Genomic DNA, 16,228 nt, shown 5'->3' with positions numbered 1-16,228 from the left:
CCGCCGTCGGCGGCCCCTCAACACCCCGACCACAGCCGCCTGTTGCGCGCCACCGTGTGCACCCGGTCCACCCGGTCCGGGTGGAGGACGCCCCCGAGCACCCCGAGCCCCGCCACCTGACGCATCATCAGCACCCGGACGTCCCCGCGCTCGGACTCGTCGTGCACCTCCGTGGCGCCGGTCAGGACGACGACCGGGCCGACCGGGACCGGGAAGCCGCAGCCGCGGGTGAGGACGAGGGAGGCGCGGGCCGCGGTCTGGCGGGCGTGGCGGACGGTGGGGCGGGGGTGGCGTTCGCGGGGGAGGCGGATCACGGCGTCGTCCGTCCGCGCCGGGGTGCGCCGGGTCGGTTCGACGAGGACGGCGAAGACGCCGCCGGGGCCGATGAGCAGGTGCGGGATGACGGCGTCGCCGGGCAGGACGACGGAGTGCAGTACCTCCCAGCCGCCCGCGGTCAGCCCGTCCAGGGCCGCTCCGACCTGCTGTTCGGCGGCCAGGGCCCGGCGCCAGCGGTCCTCCACGGGCCGGCGGCCGAGCAGCCGGGCCAGCAGGAGGGTGCAGCGGCCGGCGCGGGACGCGTCGAGGCGGGCGCGGAGGGTCTCGCCGGGGCGGTTGGGCGCCAGGTCGTCGTCGGGCGGCAGGAACAACCGGTCCGGGTCGTACCTCCGGCCGACCGCCCCGCCCTTCGCCCCATGACCCGCTCCGGCTCCCGTTCCCGGCCGCTCGCGCACGCCCATCACCCCCACCCGCCATCTTGCCGCAGGACGGCGGCGCCGGACCCGTACGCCGCTCGCCGGGTCGGAAGCGGAACCTTCGCACCCCGCCGCCAAAGCCCGTATTCCGGGCATGGAGGTGCGCGAGAGGCGGGCGGTCGAGTAGAACACCCGTATGTGGGTCGTTCTGCTGATCGTGACGTGTGTGGTCGCCGTCGCCGCCTGCGCCCGTCTGTGCCAGGCCGCGATGGCGGCGGCGGGCCCCGCGCCCGGCCCGGCCGCCGCCGGATTCGACGCCCTGACGCTGTACGAGACGGCGTTCCTGAACGGCGGCCCGCATCGGGTCACCGACCTCACGCTGGTGGCGATGGCCCGGCAGCGGCGGCTGCTGCTGGCCCACACCGGGTGGGCGACCGTCGTCGACCCGGTGGGCCGGGACGAGGTCGAGCGGTCGGTGATCACCGCGATGGGGCCCGACGGGCAGTCCCCCGTCCCCCGGATACGCGCCGCGCACGGCACGGCCGACGCGGTGCACGCGCTCGCCGAACGGCTCACGGCCGCCGGTCTCGCGGTGCCCGCGCGGGTCCGCCAGGAGGTGGCGGGCGCCGTCCGGCAGGTCCGGGCGGCCTGTGTGCTGTCGCTGCTCACCGGGGTGGCCACGCTGCTGACGCTGCCCGACGGCGCCGCGTTCGGGCGGACCGCCGGCTGGCTGGCCGTGCCGCTGGTGCTGACCGCCGGCTGCCTGGCCATCGCGCGGTACGAGGTGAACCCCGACACCCTCTGGGCCTCCACCGCCGGCCGGGCGCTCCTCGACCAGGCGCCGGTGGCCCGCCCGGCCGGCGACGCCGGGCAGGAGGACGTCGGCCTGCTCACCTCCCTGGCCGTCCACGGCCGCCGCGCCCTCCGCGACCCGGAGCTCCGCGCCGCCCTCGCCGAGACGCTGGCGGCCCACCGCTACTGACGCGCCGCGGGCCGCGCACAGGGTCCGTCCGGAGCCCATCGGGCCCAACTCCCCCGACATCTCCCCCGGTGCTTTACTTCGCCGGTCCGCGAATCGAATATCCCTTTTGTCGCAATTAGATATGAAGGGACGCCCGTGCGCGCAGTCGCCCTCTACGGAACCGTCGGATCCCTCCTCCTCACCGGCCTCACCACCCTCGCCACCGCCCCGGCCGCCCACGGCACCGGAACACTCCGCTCCCCCGCAGCCCCAGCCGCCCCCGCAGCGCCCTCCGTCGCCGACAGCCCCGCCGAGGCCCACGGCGTGGCGCTCGCGGCCGAGCGGGCCGCGGCCAAGGGCATCGCGTTCGGGGCCTGCCCGGCCGCCGAGGGCCTGCCCGCTCCCGTGGAGTGCGGCACGTTCTCCGTCCCGGTGGACTACGCCCGCCCCAACGGCAAGCACATCAGCCTCACCGTCAGCAGGGGCCACGCCACCGGCGAACGCTCGCTCCGGCAGGGCGCACTCGTCTTCAACCCGGGCGGCCCCGGCGGCTCCGGGATGATCTTCCCGCTGCTGGCCGGCCTCCCGGCGTGGAAGAGGCTCGCCGAGGCGTACGACTTCGTCGGCTACGCGCCGCGCGGCGTCGGCCGCTCCGCGCCGCTGTCCTGCGTGGACCCGGCCCACTTCGAGCGCGGCCCGAGCGACGCCCCCGAGCACCCCACCGCCGCGTACAAGCGGCAGCGGATCGCCAGGGCCAAGGCGTACGCGCGGGGCTGCCTCCGCAAGGCCGGCCCCGACCTCAGACACTTCACCAGCCGCAACAACGCGCGCGACCTCGACGTCCTGCGCGCGGCCCTCGGCGAGCGGCGGCTCAACTTCATCGGGGCGTCGTACGGGACGTACTTCGGCGCCGTCTACGCCACCCTCTTCCCCGGGCACGTCCGGCGGATGGTCTTCGACAGCGTCGTCAACCCGTCCCCACGCAAGATCTGGTACCGGAACAACCTCGACCAGTCCGCCGCCTTCGAGCGCCGCTGGTACGACTGGCGCCGCTGGGCGGCCCGGCACCACGCCGTGTACCACCTGGGCCGCACCGAACACGAGGTGCTGGCCGCGTACCACAAGGCCGTCGACCGGCTGCGCCGCCGGCCGGCGGGCGGGAAGGTCGGGCCGGCGCAGCTCCAGGCCCTCTTCCTCAAGGCCGGCTACACCGACACCGCCTGGGCGCGGGCGGCGGGGGCGCTCGCCGCGTATCTGCGCGGCGACGAGGGGCAGTTGGTCGCGCTCGCCGGGCCCGGTGCCTCCGGGGGCGTGGCCGCCGAGAACGGCAACGCCGTCTACACGGCCGTCGAGTGCAACGACGCGCCCTGGCCGCGCGACTGGTCACGGTGGAACCGCGACAACGAACAGCTCGCCCGGCGGGCGCCGTTCGAGACGTGGAGCAACGCGTTCATGAACCTGCCGTGCGCCTACTGGAAGGCGCCGCGGCAGCGGCCGTTCGAGGTCGGGACGGCCCGCAAGGCGCTGCCGCCCGTCCTGCTGCTGGCGGCCGAACGGGACGCGGCCACCCCGTACGCGGGCGCGCTGGAGCTGCTTCACCGGCTGCGCGGCTCGGCGGCCCTGGTCACCGAGCGGGACGCGGGAACGCACGGGATCGGCGGCGGGCCGAACGCCTGCGTCAACGGGTACTTCGAGAAGTACCTGCTCACGGGCGAGGTGCCGGCGCGGAACGTGACGTGCGCGGGCCGCCCGGAGCCGCGGGCCACCTGACAGGCGACGACGAGAACGGCCGCCGGCCGGGCCACGGGAGCCCGGCCGGCGGCCGTTCGTCGTCACAGGACGCCCTCACAGGACGCCGTCACAGGACGTTCGTCACAGGACGCCGTCACAGGGCTCAGGCCAGCCCGGCCACCAGGTCCGCGACCGCCTTGCGGCGGCCGGTGAAGAACGGGACCTCCTCGCGGACGTGCATCCGCGCCTCGGACGCCCGCAGGTGGCGCATCAGGTCGACGATCCGGTGCAGCTCGTCGGCCTCGAAGGCGAGGATCCACTCGTAGTCGCCGAGCGAGAAGGACGCGACCGTGTTGGCCCGGACGTCCGGGTAGCCGCGGGCCATCTTCCCGTGGTCGGCCAGCATGCGGCGGCGGTCCTCGTCGGGCAGCAGGTACCAGTCGTACGAGCGGACGAAGGGGTAGACGCTGACGTACTCGCGGGGGTTCTCGTCCGCGAGGAACGCCGGGATGTGCGACTTGTTGAACTCGGCGGGGCGGTGCAGCGCCATGTTCGACCACACCGGCTCCAGGGCGCGCCCGAGGCGGGTGCGGCGGAAGCGGCTGTAGGCGCTCTGGAGCGCGTCCGAGGTCTCCGAGTGCCACCAGATCATCACGTCGGCGTCGGCCCGGAGCCCGGAGAGGTCGTACGTGCCGCGCACGGTGACGTCCTCCTTGGCGAGGGCCGCGAACAGCTCCTCGACCTCCTCCGCCCAGCCGGAGCGGTCCTCGGGGAGCACGTCGCGCAGCTTGAACACCGACCAGAGGGTGTAGCGGATGACCTCGTTGAGGTCCTTGGCCTTCTTGCCGGCGTTCGGGGTCTTCCGGTCGTCAGTCGTCATGCCCCCTATTGTCCCCCCGCGTCCCCGGCGCCCTGCGGCAGGGTGGCCATCAGCTCCTCGGCCGCGCGGCGGGCGCCGCCGACGCAGGCCGGGATGCCCACGCCGTCGTAGGCCGCGCCGCAGACCCGCAGCCGGGGCAGGGCCGCGACCCGCTCGCGGACGCGCGCCACCCGGTCGAGGTGGCCGACGGGGTACTGCGGGAGGCCCTGGTCCCAGCGGGTGACGCGGGTCGCGATGGGCGTGGCGTCCAGGCCGACCGCCTCGTGGAGGTCGGCGAGGGACAGCTTGACCAGGTCGGCGTCGTCGCGGTGCAGGTCGTCGTCGTCGCCGTGGCGGCCGAGGGAGGTGCGCAGCACGAAGACGTCCGGGTCGGCGGCGGCGATCCAGCCCCACTTGTTGCTGGCGAAGGTGGACGCCTTGATCCGCCGGCCGTCGCCGGGCGGCACGAGGAAGCCGCTGCCGGCCGGGAGCCCGGCCACGTCGGAGCGGCGGAAGGCGAGGGTGACCAGGGCCATGGAGGCGTACTCGACGCCGGCGAGCTCGGCCGCGGCGGTGTCCGCCGTGCCGGCGAGCAGCCGGGCGGTGGCGGGCGCGGGCGTGGCGAGGACGACGCCGTCGGCGGCCAGGTGGGCGTCGCCGAGGTCAAGGCGCCAGCCGTCGGCGGTCCGGTGCAGGCCGGCCACCGGGGTGCCGGTGCGGATGTCGCCGCCGGCCGCGCGCACGGCGTCGGCGGCGGCGAGCGGCAGCCTGCCGATGCCGCCGTCGATGCCGGCGAAGACCGGTCCGGCGTTCGGCGGAGCGGCGGCGATCAGGGCGCGGACGCCCTCGGTGAGCGAGCGCCGGCCGCGGGCGGCCTCGAAGAGGGTGGGGACGGCGGCGCGCATCGAGGTGCGGTAGGCGTCGCCCGCGTAGACGCCGCCGAGCAGCGGTTCGACGAGCCGGTCGACGACCTCGGGGCCGAACCGCTCGGCGACGTAGGCGCCCACGGCGACGTCCTCGCCCGGCTCGGTGGGCGGCAGGTCCGCCTCGCGGGCGGCGGCGGCCAGACCGTCCGGGGAGAGCACCCCGGAGGCGGCGAGCGCGTTGAGGTCGCCGGGGACGCCCATCAGCTGGCCCTTGGGCAGCGGCCGGAGGCCGTCGCGGGTCCAGACGCCGGCGGTGGCGGTGGCCGGCGGCTGGAGGCGGTCGCCGAGGCCGACGGCGCGGGCGAGCGCGACGCCCTCGGGGCGGCGGGCGAGCATCGACTCGGCGCCCAGGTCCACGGGGACGCCGGCGATCTCCCCGGCGAGCAGCTTGCCGCCGACCCGGCCGGAGCCTTCCAGGACCGTCACGCGCACACCCCCCTCCAGCAACCGGAGGGCGGCGGCCAGTCCGGAGACGCCGCCGCCGACGACGGCCACATGGGGTGCGCGGGTGTGGGCTTCGCTGCTCATGGGCTCACTGTCTCAGACGGCGCCGGACCGCCGCTCCGCACCCCGTTGACATGCGGCGGGGACCCCGCCAAGACTCTCTACCGAACGGTCAGTCGGTGCCTTCGGGGGCCGTTCGCCGAGGCCCGACGTCCGTTCGGCCCCTCCCGCCGTCCGCCCGACCGCTTACGGAGACCGCATGAACGACCGCATCCGCGACGTCTACGTCGTCGACGCCGTCCGCACGCCCCTCGGCCGCTACGGCGGCGCGCTCGCCGGCGTCCGCCCGGACGACCTGGCCGCCCACGTCGTCCGGTCCCTGGTCGCCCGGGCGCCCGCGCTCGACCCGGCGCGGATCGACGAGGTGGTGCTGGGCAACGCCAACGGCGCGGGCGAGGAGAACCGGAACGTGGGCCGGATGGCCGTCCTGCTCGCGGGGCTGCCGGTGACCGTCCCCGGATCGACGGTCAACCGGCTGTGCGCGTCCGGGCTGGAGGCCGTCGTCCAGGCGTACCGGGCCATCGCCGTCGGGGACGCGTCGGTGGTCGTGGCGGGCGGCGTGGAGTCGATGAGCCGCGCGCCCTGGGTGCTGCCCAAACCGGACCGCGCCTTTCCGGCCGGCCACCAGGAGCTGTACTCGACGACCCTCGGCTGGCGGATGACCAACCCGGCGATGCCGGAGCGGTGGACGGTGTCGCTGGGCGAGGGCGCCGAGCGGATCGCGGACAAGCACGGCATCTCCCGCGCCGAGCAGGACGCGTACGCCCTGGCCGCCCACCGGAAGGCGGCCGCGGCCTGGGCGGAGGGCGCCTTCGCCGACGAGGTGGTCTTCCCGCCGGACGTGGATCTCACCCGCGACGAGAGCATCCGCGACGCCACGTCGGAGGAGGCGCTGGCCCGGCTGAAGCCCGCCTTCCGGCCGACGGGCGGTACCGTCACGGCGGGCAACTCCTGCCCGCTGAACGACGGCGCGGCGGCCCTGCTGCTCTGCGACGAGGAGGGGCTGCGGGCGACCGGCCGGGAACCGCTGGCCCGCGTCCGGGCGTCGGCCGTCACCGGCACGGAACCCGACCTGTACGGGCTGGGCCCGGTCGAGGCGGTGCGCCGGGCCCTCGCGCGGGCCGGCCGCTCCTTCGCCGACCTGACACACTTCGAGCTCAACGAGGCGTACGCCGCCCAGGTGCTGGGATGCTTCGCGGAGTGGCCGGAACTCGACCCCGCCCTGGTCAACCGGCACGGCGGGGCGCTGGCGATCGGGCACCCTCTGGGGTGCTCCGGCGCCCGGCTCGCCGGCACGGTGGCCCACCAGCTCGCGGCGGCCGGTTCCGGTACCGGGGTGGCGGCGCTGTGCATCGGCGTGGGGCAGGGGCAGGCGCTGGTGCTGGAGCGCTGATCCGCCCCTCCGCTCATCGAGAGGCGATCCCCGCATGCGCACCACCGTCGGCATCATCGGAGCCGGCCCGGCCGGACTGCTGCTCGCCCGGCTGCTGCGCCGGGCGGGCGTGGACTGCGTGGTGCTGGAGGCACGCGAACGGGAGTACGTCGAGCGGCGGCAGCGGGCCGCGCTGCTGGAGCAGGGCGCGGTGGACGTGCTGCGGGCCTGCGGCGCGGGGGACCGGCTGGACCGGGAGGGCGTCCGGCACGACGGCTTCGAGCTGCGGCACCGCGGGCGGCGGCACCGGTTCGGGGTCGCGGCGCTGACCGGCGGCCGGGCGAACACGCTCTACCCGCAGACCGAGATCGTCAAGGACCTGATCGCGCTGGTGACGGCCGACGGCACACCCCTGCTGTTCGACTCCCCGGTGACCGCGGTCGAGGGGCTCGACGGCGACCGGCCGGTGCTCCGGTACACCCGCGACGGCCGCGAGGAGACGCTGGAGTGCTCCTACGTGGCGGGCTGCGACGGCTCGTTCGGCACCGGCCGCCGGGCGCTGCTCGCCACCGGCGCGGCCCGGCTGCGCGAGCGCGTCTACCCGTACGCGTGGCTGGGCGTCTTCGCCGACGCGCCGCCCGCCTCCGACGAGTTGATCCTCTCCGGGCACGAGCGCGGCTTCGCCCTGCACAGCATGCGGTCGCCGGAGGTCTCCCGGCTCTACCTCCAAGTGCCGGCCGGCACCGCGCCGGAGGACTGGCCGGACGACCGGATGTGGGCCGAGCTCGACGCCCGGCTGGCCGTCCCCGGCCACCCCCTCCACCACGGCCCGGTGACGGCCAAGGCCGTGATCCCGCTGCGCGGCCAGGTCGTCGAACCGATGCGGTACGGGCGGCTGCTGCTGGCCGGGGACGCCGCGCACCTCGTCCCGCCCACCGGCGCCAAGGGCCTCAACCTGGCCTTCGCGGACGTCGTCACGATGGCCCGGGGCCTCGCCCACCGGCGGCGGACCGGCTCGGCCGCGCTCCTGGACCGCTACTCGGAGCTGTGCCTGCGGCGGGTGTGGCAGGTGCAGGAGTTCTCGCACGCCATGACCGTCCTGCTGCACGCCGCGCCGGACGCCGACGCCTACGAGCGGCGGCTGCGCACGGCCCGGCTCGACCGGCTGACCGGGCCCACCGCCGCGGCGGCCGAGTTCGCGGAGAACTACGCGGGGCTGCCGATGGACACGCCCCTCATCTGACGGGCCGTCCGACGGGCCGGCGGGGGCGGTGGGCACCACGCGCCGCGCACCCTGCCGCCGGGCCGGCGCCCCGAGTGTCCGCTAGCGCGCCGTCCGCTCGTGCACGAACTCCACCAGGCGGGTCAGCGCGGCCGGGTCCGTGGTGGGCAGGACGCCGTGGCCGAGGTTGAAGACGTGGCCCTCCAGACCGCGGGCGGCCTCCAGGATCTCGGCCGCCTTGGCCTCCACCGCCTCGCGCGGGGCGAACAGCACGGCCGGGTCCAGGTTGCCCTGGATCGCCTTGCCGGGCCCGACGCGTCGTGCCGCCTCGTCCAGCGGCACCCGCCAGTCGGCGCCCACGACGTCCGCGCCCGCCTCGCCCATGAGGCCGAGCAGTTCGCCCGTTCCCGCGCCGAAGTGGATGCGCGGCACGCCGTAGCCGGCGACGGCGTCGAAGACCTTGGCGGAGGCCGGCATCACGTGGCGGCGGTAGTCGGACGGGGCCAGGGCACCGACCCAGGAGTCGAAGAGCTGCACCGCGGAGGCGCCCGCCTCGATCTGGACCTTCAGGAAGGCCGCGGCGATGTCCGCGAGCCGGTCCAGCAGGTCGGCCCAGAGCTCCGGGTCGCCGTACATCAGCGCCTTGGTGTGCTCGTGGTTGCGCGAGGGGCCGCCCTCGACCAGGTAGCTGGCCAGGGTGAAGGGCGCGCCGGCGAAGCCGATGAGCGGGGTGGCGCCCAGCTCGGCGGTGAGCATCCGGACGGCCTCGGTCACGTAGGAGACGTCGCCGTCCTCCAGCGGACGCAGCTGCTCCAGGTCGGCGCGGGTGCGGATCGGCCGCTCGACGACCGGGCCGACGCCGGGCTTGATGTCGAGGTCGATGCCGATGGCCTTCAGCGGCACCACGATGTCGCTGTAGAAGATCGCGGCGTCCACGTCGTGCCGGCGCACCGGCTGGAGGGTGATCTCGGTGACCAGCTCGGGCCGCATGCACGATTCCAGCATGGGGATGCCCTCGCGGACCTTGCGGTACTCGGGGAGCGAGCGGCCCGCCTGCCGCATGAACCACACCGGTGTGTGCGGCACGGGCTCGCGCCGGCACGCCCGCAGGAACGCCGAATCGTATGCCGCGCCGCGGCCCGTCTGCTGCTCGCCCATCTCACTCATGCCCCAAATCTTCGCACGGGCCGAACGAGTGACCCGCGCATGTGGGTGTCCCTACCCGGAACCGGGGGCCGTTCCGCCTAGTCTTCCGGGCATGGCTGCGGCGCACGGACACCACGAGGACAGTCCGGACGACGTGGGTGGGGAGGGTTCCCCGTCCGTCTTCCGGCAGGCGGTCGCCGGGCTGCAGGGCGTGCTCCTGCGGCCCGAGATCGAACTCGACGCCACCCCGCCGCCCCAGCGGCTGGCCCCCTTCTCCTACGCACTGGAGGCGGCGGTCGTGGTGGACGACGAGGAACTGGCGGACGGGCGGCTGATCCTGCTGCACGATCCGGCCGGGCACGACGCGTGGGGCGGGACCTTCCGCCTGGTCACGCTGGTGCACGCGGATCTGGAGGAGGAGATGGCGGCGGACCCGCTGCTGCCGGAGGTGTGCTGGTCCTGGCTGACCGGGGCGCTGGAGGCGCGCCGGGTGCCGTACGCGGCGCCGAGCGGCACGGTGACGCGGGCGGGTTCGCACTACTTCGGGGGCCTGCGGGAGCGTCCGCCGTCCACGCAGATCGAGATCCGCGCGTCGTGGTCGCCGATCGAGCCGGGCGGGCAGGGGGCCGTCCCGGACACGGCGGCGCACCTGTCGGCCTGGTGCGACCTGCTCTGCCAGATCGCGGGGCTGCCGCCGGGCGGGGCGCCGGAGGCCGGGATCGTGACGCTGCCGCAGCGCCGGGGGCCGCAGAGCCGCTGACGGCGGGGGGACGGAGACGGAGTGCCGCGCCGGGGGGTGAGCCCGGCGTGCGCCGATGCGGCCATCGGGGTGACCGTCGGGGCGACCACCCCCAGGCCGGAATTGCCCGAATTGTTACTCATCAATTCGTGATCATTCCCTAAAGCCGGGCGGTTTGTCTGCCGAAGGGACTTGTGACCCTTCCCGTACGGATCGCCCCGGCTTACCCAAAAGTCGGCACCCGTCCCCGCCACTCCCTCTGGAGGCCTGGTGTCCGTTCTCCTCGAGCAACCTGCGAGCCTCGCCTACCGCCCGACGAAACCGACGGCCATGGTCGTCGTCGCCGATCCCCGCGTCCGCTCCACCGTCACCCGCCACCTGTGGGCCCTGGGGGTGCGGGACGTGATCGAGGCATCGTCCATCGCGGAGGCCCGCCCCCGCATCGGCAGCCCGCGCGACATCTGCGTCGCCGACGTCCACCTCCCCGACGGCTCCGGCCTGACCCTGCTGTCCGAGACCCGCGCCGCGGGCTGGCCCAACGGGCTCGCCCTCTCCGCCGCCGACGACATCGGCGCCGTGCGCAACGCCCTCGCGGGCGGCGTCAAAGGCTATGTCGTCACCGGAACCCGGACCAACCTCGGCGTGCCCGGCCGTCCCGGGCTCTCCCCGATCGGCGCCGCGGCCGCGCGGATGCAGCGCCGCCCTCCCGGCGCGCCCGGCCACCCCGGCGGCTACCGCGAACTGTCCGGCCGCGAGGTCGAGGTCCTGCGGCTGGTTGCGGAGGGCCAGTCGAACAAGGCCATCGGCGTCTCGATGGGACTCTCGGCGCTCACCGTCAAGAGCCACCTCGCCCGCATCGCCCGCAAGCTGGGCACCGGCGACCGGGCCGGAATGGTCGCCGTCGCGCTGCGCACCGGCATCATCCACTGACCCCGCCCGCCCCCACGCCCGCCGACGGAACGTTCCGTCGGCGGGCTTCCGTCATCCCCGGATACCCTTGACCGGTGACCGACGCCCAAGACACCGCAGCAGACCCACCACTGCGAACCACCGGGGGCGGCCCCCGGACGACGTCGAATCGGCGCCGATCCCTTTGCTGGAACCACGTGAGGGCATCCCGCCGGTCGTCGCCGACCGCGACGCCCTGGCCGCCGTCGTCGCCGCCTTCGCCGGAGGCCGCGGCCCCGTGGCCGTCGACGCCGAGCGCGCCTCCGGCTACCGGTACGGACAGCGCGCCTATCTCGTCCAGCTGCGCCGCGAAGGGGCCGGCTCGGCCCTGATCGACCCCGTCGGCTGCCCCGACCTCTCCTCGCTCGGCGAGGCCATCGGCGACGCCGAGTGGGTCCTGCACGCCGCCACCCAGGACCTGCCCTGCCTCCGCGAGATAGGGATGACACCGGCCCGGCTCTTCGACACCGAGCTGGCCGGACGGCTCGCCGGGTTCGCGCGGGTGGGGCTCGGCGCCATGGTCGAGAACGTCCTCGGCTACGCGCTGGAGAAGGGGCACTCGGCCGTCGACTGGTCCACCCGGCCGCTGCCCGAGCCCTGGCTGCGTTACGCCGCGCTCGACGTCGAGCTGCTGGTCGACCTGCGCAACGCGCTGGAGAAGGAACTCGACCGGCAGGGCAAGCTGGAGTGGGCCCACCAGGAGTTCGACGCCATCGCCGCCGCGCCGCCCGCCCCGCCCCGCAAGGACCCGTGGCGGCGCACCTCCGGCATGCACAAGGTGCGCCGGCGGCGGCAGATGGCCGTCGTCCGCGAACTGTGGACCGCTCGCGACCAGGTCGCGCAGAAGCGCGACGTCTCGCCGGGCAAGGTGCTCGGCGACGGCGCGATCATCGAGGCCGCCCTCAACATGCCGCCCAACGCCCACGCGCTGGCCGCCTTGCCCGGCTTCGGGCCGCGGATGAGCCGCCGTCAGCTGGAGCAGTGGCAGGCGGCGGTGGACCGGGCGCGGGCCGTGCCCGAGTCCGAGCTCCCGCAGCCCGGACAGCCGTTGACCGGGCCGCCTCCGCCGCGCGCGTGGGCCGACAAGGATCCCGTCGCGGCGGCTCGGCTGTCGGCGGCGCGGGCCGCGGTGTCGGAGCTGGCGGAGCGGTTGACGATGCCTCAGGAGAACGTGATCACGCCGGATACGGTGCGGCGGGTTTGCTGGGAGCCGCCGTCGTCCCTCGACGCGGATTCGGTGGCGGCGGCGCTCGCTGCGCACGGTGCGCGGCCTTGGCAGGTCGAGCAGGTGACGCCGGTGCTCGTCCGCGCGCTACGGGAGGCTTCTGCCTGAGGGGTGGCGCCCCGGTCCCTCCCTTTCACCGTTTCTTGCGGGGGCTCCGCCCCCGCACCCCCCGAAGCGCGCTGCGCGCGCTGTCCTCAAACGCCGGACGGGCTGACTGGTCAGCCCGTCCGGCGTTTGAGGACAAAGGGGTCTGGGGCGCAGCCCCAGGTGTGACCTTCACCGCTCCCGCCGGGGGGACTGTGCAGCTTGGTTACCCGTAAGTAGCATGAGGTTGTCAGCCCGCACCGCGGCGGAGCCGTACCGGCATGCCCGCGCGCAGCGATCCGCACCTGGAGGAGAGCCAACGTGCCTCGTACCGCTAGGGACGTCGTTTTCGTCGACGGCGTCCGCACCCCGTTCGGCAAGGCGGGCCCGAAGGGCATCTACCACGAGACCCGCGCCGACGACCTCGTCATCAAGTGCATCCGTGAGCTGCTGCGCCGGAACCCGAACCTGGACCCCGCCAAGATCGACGAGGTCGCCATCGCCGCGACCACGCAGATCGGCGACCAGGGCCTGACCCTGGGCCGTACGGCCGGCATGCTCGCGGGTCTGCCGCAGACCGTGCCCGGCATGTCCATCGACCGGATGTGCGCCGGTGCCATGACCGCCGTGACGACCGTCGCCGGCGGTGTCGCCTTCGGCGCGTACGACGTCGCCCTCGCCGGCGGCGTCGAGCACATGGGACGCCACCCGATGGGCGAGGGCGTCGACCCCAACCCGCGTTTCCTCTCGGAGAAGCTGGTCGACGAGTCCGCCCTGGTCATGGGGATGACGGCGGAGAACCTGCACGACCGCTACCCGCAGCTCACCAAGGAGCGCGCGGACGCCTACGCGGTCCGCAGCCAGGAGAAGGCCGCCAAGGCGTACGCCGACGGCAAGATCCAGGCCGACCTGGTGCCGATCTCCGTGCGCCGCACCACGCCCGAGGGCGGGGAGCTGGGCTGGGGCCTGGTCACGGCCGACGAGCCGATGCGTCCGGGCACCACGATGGAGGGCCTGGCCAACCTCAAGACGCCGTTCCGCCCGCACGGCCGGGTCACCCCGGGCAACGCGTCGGGCCTCAACGACGGTGCCACGGCCTCGCTGATCGCCGCCGAGGACGTGGCGCGCGAGCTGGGCCTGCCGGTCCGGATGCGCCTCGTCTCGTACGCCTTCGTCGGCGTCGAGCCCGAGGTCATGGGCTACGGCCCGATCCCGGCGACCGAGAAGGCCCTGGCGAAGGCCGGCCTGTCGATCGACGACATCGGCCTGTTCGAGCTCAACGAGGCGTACGCCGTGCAGGTGCTCGCGCTCCTGGACCACTACGGCATCGCGGACGACGACCCGCGCGTCAACCAGTACGGCGGCGCGATCGCGTTCGGCCACCCGCTGGCCTCGTCCGGCGTCCGGCTGATGACCCAGCTGGCCCGGCAGTTCGAGGAGCAGCCGCACGTCCGCTACGGCCTCACCTCGATGTGTGTCGGCCTCGGCATGGGCGGAACGGTCATCTGGGAGAACCCCCACTGGGAGGGCAAGTGAGCACCACCACCGAACTGTTGAAGGGTGCGGCCGAGCTGTTCCCCGGCGAGGTCGTCACGCAGGCGCACGTGCGCCACTTCGACCTCCCGCTGGGTGCCGGCACGTTCGCGCTGATCACGTTGGACAACGGCCTGGACCACACCAAGCCGACCACCTTCGGCCCGCAGTCGCTGGCCAACCTCGACGCGGCGATCGACCAGGTCGAGGCTGAGGCGAAGGCCGGGAAGATCGTCGGCGTCGGCGTCACCGGCAAGCCGTTCATCTTCGCCGTCGGCGCCGACCTCAAGGGCGTCGAGCTGCTGAAGACCCGCGAGGACGCGCTGGCCATCGGCAAGGGCGGGCACGACGTCTTCAAGCGGCTGTCCTCCCTCGCCGTCCCGACGTTCGCCTACTACAACGGCGCGGCGATGGGCGGCGGTGTCGAGGTCGGGCTGCACTGCTCGTACCGGACGGTGTCCAAGGCGATCCCCGCCTTCTCGCTGCCCGAGGTCTTCCTCGGCCTGCTGCCCGGCTGGGGCGGCTGCGTCCTGCTGCCGAACCTCATCGGCGCGGACCGCGCGGTCTCGGTGATCATCGAGAACTCGCTCAACCAGAACCGGCAGCTCAAGGGCAAGCAGGTCTTCGAGCTCGGCATCGCCGACGCGATCTTCGAGGGCGCCGACTTCCTGGAGCAGTCGCTGGCCTGGACCGCCGCCGTCCTCAAGGGCGAGCTCCAGGTCTCCCGCCCCGAGGTGGACCGCGGCGAGGCGTGGGACGCGGCCGTCGAGCGCGGCCGGGCCTTCGCCGACTCCAAGGTGCACGGCGCCGCCCCCGCCGCCTACCGCGCCCTGGAGATCATCTCCGCGGCGAGGAACGGCGACCTGCGGCAGGGCTTCGACGCCGAGAGCGAGGCGCTGGCCGACCTCATCATGGGCGAGGAGCTGCGCAGCGGCATCTACGCCTTCAACCTGGTGCAGAAGCGCGGCAAGCGCCCGGCCGGGGCCCCGGACAAGTCGCTGGCCCGCCCGGTCACCAAGGTGGGCGTCGTCGGCGCCGGTCTGATGGCCTCGCAGCTGGCGCTGCTGTTCGCCCGCCGCCTGGAGGTGCCGGTCGTGATGACCGACATCGACCAGGAGCGCGTCGACAAGGGCGTGAAGTACGTCCACGACCAGATCGACATGCTGCTGCTCAAGGGCCGCGTCAACCAGGACAAGGCCAACCGCCTCAAGGCCGCGGTGACGGGCTCCCTCGACAAGGCCGCCGCCTTCGGCGACGCGGACTTCGTCATCGAGGCCGTCTTCGAGGAGATGGGCGTCAAGCAGCAGGTGTTCGCCGAGGTCGAGGCGGTCGTGCCGGAGCACACCATCCTCGCCACCAACACCTCGTCGCTGTCCGTCAGCGAGATGGCGTCGAAGCTGAAGCACCCCGAGCGGGTCGTCGGCTTCCACTTCTTCAACCCGGTCGCGGTCCTGCCGCTGCTGGAGATCGTGCGCGGCGAGCGGACCGACGACGCGGCGCTGGCCACCGCGTTCGGTGTGGCCAAGAAGCTGAAGAAGACCGCGGTGCTGGTGAAGGACGCCCCGGCGTTCGTCGTCAACCGCATCCTGGTCCGCTTCATGGGCGAGATCCAGAACGTCATCGACGAGGGCACCCCGGTCGCCGTCGCCGAGAAGGCCGTCGAGCCGCTCGGTCTGCCGATGTCGCCGCTGGTGCTGCTGGAGCTGGTGGGTCCCGCGATCGGTCTGCACGTCTCCGAGACGCTGGCCGGCGCGTTCCCCGACCGCTTCAAGGTCTCCCCCAACCTGGCCGCCGTGGTCAAGGCGGGCAAGCGCGGCTTCTACGTCTACGACTCCGGGAAGCCGGAGCTGGACCCCGAGGTCGCCGCCCTCCTCAAGCAGGGCGACACGGTCCTGACGGAGGAGCAGGTCCGCGCGCGCGTCCTGGACGGCGTGGCGGAGGAGGTCGGCCTGATGCTCTCCGAGGGTGTCGTGGCGGAGGCTCAGGACATCGACCTGTGCCTGATCACCGGAGCCGGGTGGCCCTTCCACCTGGGCGGTGTGACGCCTTACCTGGACCGTGAGGGCGTCTCCGAGCGGGTCAACGGCAAGCGGTTCCTGGAGCCGGGTGTCGCGAGCGTGCCGGCGTAACGCCGGGTTTTCGCGCCGAGGGCCGTGCGGACGGAGTCCGTGCGGCCCTCGGCCGCGTTCTTGTCCTCAAACGCCGGACGGGCTGACTGGTCAGCCCGTCCGGCGTTTGAGGACAAAGGGGGTCTGGGGGCTCGCCCCAGGAAGCGGCGAAGGGGAG

12 protein-coding genes and 1 pseudogene are annotated in these 16,228 nt (G+C 74.3%); 9 read left to right on the top strand and 4 right to left on the bottom strand.

All coding sequences use genetic code 11. The annotated features are described in order from the left end of the window. Positions 1–17 precede the first annotated feature (17 nt). Complete coding sequence (locus ACQEVS_RS26265) at positions 18–737, bottom strand: nuclease-related domain-containing protein (protein WP_433024150.1); 720 nt, start codon at positions 735–737, stop codon at positions 18–20. A 151-nt stretch (positions 738–888) separates the two neighbouring features. On the opposite strand from ACQEVS_RS26265, the gene ACQEVS_RS26260 reads away from it, so the two are divergent. Together ACQEVS_RS26260 and ACQEVS_RS26255 are read left to right on the top strand one after the other, a co-directional pair. Beyond that, the gene (locus tag ACQEVS_RS26260) at positions 889–1,674 is read left to right on the top strand and encodes a TIGR04222 domain-containing membrane protein (protein WP_433024148.1); all 786 of its coding nucleotides are present in this window, start codon (positions 889–891) and stop codon (positions 1,672–1,674) included. A gap of 135 nt (positions 1,675–1,809) precedes the next feature. Next, complete coding sequence (locus ACQEVS_RS26255) at positions 1,810–3,423, top strand: alpha/beta hydrolase (protein WP_433024146.1); 1,614 nt, start codon at positions 1,810–1,812, stop codon at positions 3,421–3,423. Positions 3,424–3,547: 124 nt separating this feature from the next. On the opposite strand, the gene hemQ is transcribed toward ACQEVS_RS26255, so the two are convergent. Further along, on the bottom strand, positions 3,548–4,264 hold the full coding sequence (gene hemQ / locus ACQEVS_RS26250; RefSeq protein ID WP_398270618.1) for a hydrogen peroxide-dependent heme synthase: 717 nt from the start codon (positions 4,262–4,264) through the stop codon (positions 3,548–3,550). 5 nt (positions 4,265–4,269) lie between these two features. Then, positions 4,270–5,697, bottom strand: a complete 1,428-nt coding sequence (gene hemG, locus ACQEVS_RS26245; protein ID WP_433024144.1) for a protoporphyrinogen oxidase — start codon at positions 5,695–5,697, stop codon at positions 4,270–4,272. A 175-nt stretch (positions 5,698–5,872) separates the two neighbouring features. On the opposite strand from hemG, the gene ACQEVS_RS26240 reads away from it, so the two are divergent. Both ACQEVS_RS26240 and ACQEVS_RS26235 read left to right on the top strand, forming a co-directional pair. After that, entirely contained in the window at positions 5,873–7,066 is a 1,194-nt protein-coding gene (locus ACQEVS_RS26240) for a thiolase family protein (protein ID WP_433024142.1), read from the top strand. Positions 7,067–7,100: 34 nt separating this feature from the next. After that, positions 7,101–8,288, top strand: coding sequence for a 4-hydroxybenzoate 3-monooxygenase (locus tag ACQEVS_RS26235; protein WP_433024140.1), 1,188 nt, complete (start codon positions 7,101–7,103; stop codon positions 8,286–8,288). Positions 8,289–8,369: 81 nt separating this feature from the next. Here the strand turns inward: ACQEVS_RS26235 and hemE are convergent, their stop codons facing one another. Then, positions 8,370–9,425 (bottom strand): uroporphyrinogen decarboxylase, encoded by a 1,056-nt coding sequence (gene hemE, locus ACQEVS_RS26230; RefSeq protein ID WP_433027904.1) that lies wholly within the window; start codon positions 9,423–9,425, stop codon positions 8,370–8,372. A 100-nt stretch (positions 9,426–9,525) separates the two neighbouring features. Here hemE and ACQEVS_RS26225 point away from each other — a divergent pair, with 100 nt between their 5' ends. From ACQEVS_RS26225 to ACQEVS_RS26205, 5 genes and pseudogenes are all read left to right on the top strand, one after another. After that, complete coding sequence (locus ACQEVS_RS26225; RefSeq protein WP_185943211.1) at positions 9,526–10,173, top strand: DUF3000 domain-containing protein; 648 nt, start codon at positions 9,526–9,528, stop codon at positions 10,171–10,173. A gap of 249 nt (positions 10,174–10,422) precedes the next feature. Further along, positions 10,423–11,082, top strand: coding sequence for a response regulator transcription factor (locus tag ACQEVS_RS26220; protein ID WP_040891381.1), 660 nt, complete (start codon positions 10,423–10,425; stop codon positions 11,080–11,082). A gap of 74 nt (positions 11,083–11,156) precedes the next feature. Then, positions 11,157–12,433, top strand: a pseudogene (locus ACQEVS_RS26215) (HRDC domain-containing protein). A gap of 297 nt (positions 12,434–12,730) precedes the next feature. Then, positions 12,731–13,945: a thiolase family protein gene (locus ACQEVS_RS26210; protein ID WP_185943213.1), complete on the top strand. Its 1,215-nt coding sequence runs from the start codon at positions 12,731–12,733 to the stop codon at positions 13,943–13,945. Further along, positions 13,942–16,071, top strand: a complete 2,130-nt coding sequence (locus tag ACQEVS_RS26205; protein WP_433024137.1) for a 3-hydroxyacyl-CoA dehydrogenase NAD-binding domain-containing protein — start codon at positions 13,942–13,944, stop codon at positions 16,069–16,071. Before ACQEVS_RS26210 ends, ACQEVS_RS26205 begins: the two co-directional genes overlap by 4 nt. Positions 16,072–16,228: the final 157 nt, after the last annotated feature.

Source organism: Streptomyces sp. CA-181903 (assembly GCF_050937075.1).
Classification (GTDB): domain Bacteria; phylum Actinomycetota; class Actinomycetes; order Streptomycetales; family Streptomycetaceae; genus Streptomyces.
Note: the sequence above shows the minus strand (reverse complement) of the source record. Positions and strands in the feature narration are given on the sequence as shown.